This window comes from Nocardia neocaledoniensis (genome assembly GCF_029868625.1).
Taxonomy (GTDB): Bacteria; Actinomycetota; Actinomycetes; order Mycobacteriales; family Mycobacteriaceae; genus Nocardia; species Nocardia neocaledoniensis_A.
In genome coordinates, this window is sequence record NZ_JARWOJ010000358.1 from 1 (window position 1) to 3,444 (window position 3,444).

The 3,444-nt window shown below is 69.5% G+C and carries 4 protein-coding genes; all 4 read left to right on the forward strand.

Going from position 1 to position 3,444, the window contains the following annotated elements:
• Positions 1-382, forward strand: a 382-nt coding sequence (locus QH270_RS27725) for an AMP-binding enzyme (RefSeq protein WP_432420441.1), incomplete at its 5' end; no start/stop codon positions are given.
• A gap of 180 nt (positions 383-562) precedes the next feature.
• Positions 563-1,786: a Na+/H+ antiporter NhaA gene (nhaA, locus tag QH270_RS27730; protein ID WP_280346996.1), complete on the forward strand. Its 1,224-nt coding sequence runs from the start codon at positions 563-565 to the stop codon at positions 1,784-1,786.
• A 31-nt stretch (positions 1,787-1,817) separates the two neighbouring features.
• The gene (locus QH270_RS27735) at positions 1,818-2,309 is read left to right on the forward strand and encodes a phage holin family protein (protein WP_280346997.1); all 492 of its coding nucleotides are present in this window, start codon (positions 1,818-1,820) and stop codon (positions 2,307-2,309) included.
• A 55-nt stretch (positions 2,310-2,364) separates the two neighbouring features.
• Positions 2,365-3,351, forward strand: a complete 987-nt coding sequence (locus QH270_RS27740; protein WP_280346998.1) for an alpha/beta fold hydrolase — start codon at positions 2,365-2,367, stop codon at positions 3,349-3,351.
• Positions 3,352-3,444: the final 93 nt, after the last annotated feature.

The window sequence follows — 3,444 nt, forward strand, 5'->3', positions numbered from 1 at the left end:
GAACGTCTCCGGACACCGCATCTCCACCGCCGAGGTCGAATCCGCCCTCGTCGGGCATCCGGCCGTCGCCGAGGCCGCGGTCGTCGGCGCCAGCGACGCGACCACCGGTCAGGGCATCGTCGCCTTCGTCATCCTCACCGGCGAGGCGGCAGGGCGGGCAGGAGACGGCTTGGTCGACGAACTGAAGGCCGAGGTGTCCAAGCAGATCAGCCCGATCGCGAAGCCGCGCGAGATCCACATCGTGCCCGAGCTGCCCAAGACCCGCAGCGGCAAGATCATGCGCAGGCTGCTGCGTGACGTGGCCGAGGGCCGCGAACTCGGCGACACCTCCACCCTGGTCGATCCCGGCGTCTTCGAGGCGATCCGCGCCGGCGGCAACTGAGGCGGGCGCGCCGCGAAGGCGCAGGATACGGCCGGTGACATGCGATGTCACCGGCCGTATCCGTTAGGATCCCGTAGAGGTGTGCCGGGAAGTCTGGTCGGCATGCGGTCGTGAATCTGTGTCACCGAAGGGTGGGATGAGCGCCCGCAGTCCGCCCGTACCATCCGGAAGGCCCCGATTGTGATCACGCGCGTTCGCTCCGAGCTCACCCGCTATCTACGCACCGAGACGGTCGGCGGATCGCTGCTGCTGATCGCCGCCGCGGTGGCGCTGCTCTGGGTGAACTCGCCGTGGGGCGCGAGCTATCAGACGATGATCGACACCCGGCTGAGCATCGACGCGCTGCACCTGGACCTGAGCTTGGCCGACTGGACCAAGGACGGCCTGCTGGCGATCTTCTTCTTCGTCGCCGGGCTCGAACTCAAACGCGAACTCGTCGTCGGTGAACTCGCCGATCCCAAACGGGCGGCGCTGCCGATCATCGCGGCCGTCGGCGGTGTCGTCACCCCCGCGCTGATCGCGCTGAGCGTCGGCTGGGGTGTGCCCGGCATGAACAACGGCTGGGCGATCCCGGTGGCCACCGATATCGCGTTCGCGCTGGCCGTGCTCGCGATGACCGGCTCCCGGATTCCCGCGAGCGCGCGGGTGTTCCTGTTGAGCCTGGCCGTCGTCGACGACCTGCTCGCGATCGTGCTCATCGCGGTGCTGTTCACCGCGTCGGTGTCGATGCTGTGGCTGGGCGCCGCCCTGGCCTGCTGCGCGGTGTGGGCGCTGGGTCAGCGGTGGCGGCTGCACACTCCGTTCCTCTATATCCCGATCGCGCTGGTCTGCTGGTACGCGCTGCACGAGGCGGGCATCCATCCGACGCTGGCCGGCGTCGCGCTCGGCCTGCTCACCCGGGTCCGCAAGGACCCCGGCGAGGAGCAGGCGCCCGCGACCCACCTCGAGCACGTCGTGCAGCCGATCTCGGCCGGATTCTGCGTCCCGCTGTTCGCGCTGTTCGCCTCCGGCGTGCCGCTCAACGGGGACGTGTTCGGTCAGCTCTTCACCGAGCGGCTCTCGCTGGCGATCATCCTCGGGCTGCTCGTCGGCAAGACGGTCGGCATTTTCGGGATCAGCTGGCTCGCGATCCGCTTCGGCCTGGCGAAACGCCCGGTGGGGCTGGAATACCGCGACATGTTCGCCCTGTCGGTCCTCGGCGCGATCGGCTTCACGGTTAGCCTGCTCGTGGCGGAACTCGCGCTGGCCGACGAGGGCGCGGCCGTCATCGATCTGGCGAAGGCGGCGGTCCTGGTGACCTCCATGGCAGCATCGCTCCTCGGATCGGCGCTACTGTTGCGGCGAGGGCGTGTGCACCAGGCGCGCCGCGACGCGGACGAGCTACAACCGGACAGTGAGGCCTAGTAGTGCCAGGACAGGGAGAAGGGTCGACGAAGTGAGTTACACCCAAGGCGGAAATGACGGTCGCACGGTCACTTCCATCCCGTTGACCGACGCCAACCCGCCCGGATCGGCGAGCATCGGCAGCCTCGTCCGTGACGCGACCGAACAGATGTCAACGCTGGTGCGCGCCGAGGTGGCGCTGGCCAAGGCCGAGGTCACCGCCGAGGTCCGCAAGGGCCTGACCGGCAGCGTGTTCTTCATCCTCGCGCTGACCGTGCTGCTGTTCAGCTCGTTCTTCTTTTTCTTCTTCCTCGCCGAACTGCTCGACGTGTGGCTGTACCGGTGGGCGGCGTTCCTGATCGTGTTCGCGCTGATGGTGCTCACCACCGCGCTGCTCGCCCTGCTCGGGTGGCTCAAGGTTCGCAAACTGCGGGCGCCGGAGAAGACGATCGGTTCGCTCAAGCAGACCGCCGAGGTGCTGCCTGCGGCGCTGACCCACCGGGAGAGCGCCGCTCCCGCGCTGGAGAAGTCGACCAACCGATGACGCGCCGGGCGGGCCCGGTCGCCACGGCCGGACCCGCCTACTAGGCTCGATCGGCGTGTCGTCCAACTCATTCCCGGATCCGTCCAGCGTCCGTTACGACGGACCGTGGACGCACCGGGACGTGCACGCCAACGGGATCCGCTTCCACGTCGTCGAGGCCGACGGTGCGGATCGTTCCGACACTCCCCTGGTGCTGCTGCTACACGGCTTCGCCGACTTCTGGTGGTCGTGGCGGCACCAGCTCACCGGGCTCGCCGAACACGGCTATCGCACCGTCGCCGTGGATCTGCGCGGCTACGGCGACACCGACAAGCCGCCCCGCGGCTACGACGGCTGGACCCTCGCCGGTGACATCGCCGGACTCATCCGGGCCCTCGGACACACCGAGGCCACCCTCGTCGGACACGCCGAAGGTGGGCTGGTGTGCTGGGCCACCGCCGTACTGCACCCACGACTGGTCCGCTCGATCGGCTTGATCAGTTCGCCGCACCCGGCCGCACTGAAGAGCGCGGTGCTGCGCGATTCCGCCCAGCGCGCGACCTGGCTGCCCGATTTCCTGCGCTACCAGCTGCCCCGCTATCCCGAGCATCTGCTCACCCGGGACGGCGGCGCCGAGGTCGAGCGCCTGCTGCGGGCCAGGGTCGGCGAATCCTGGTCGCGGACCGCCGAATTCACCGAGACCGCCGCGCGCATGCGGACCGCGATCCGCATCCCCGGCGCCGCGCACAGCGCGCTGGAGTACCAGCGCTGGGCCTTCCGCAGTCAGTGGCGGCCCGACGGCAAGCGGTTCATGGCGACCATGCGCACGCCCATCGACATCCCCGTCCTCGGCCTGCGCGGCGAGCACGACCCCTACCTGCTGCCCGCCACCTTCCACCGTGGCTCCCGGCTGGCGACCGACCGCACCCTGGTGTCCATCCCGGATGCTGGGCACTACGCCCACCAGGAGAACCCGGACCGCGTCAACGAGGTGCTCACCACCCGCTGGCGCGAACAGAACGGCGTCAACGGCTCACCCCAGGACGGCCTGGTCTCCCCCTGAGCCCGGCCCTGAACGCCAGCGCTCCGACAACCCAGCCCCGCACGACCCGACCTCGAGGAGGGTCCGCCGACGCAGTCGGCGGGTCGCGGCCGT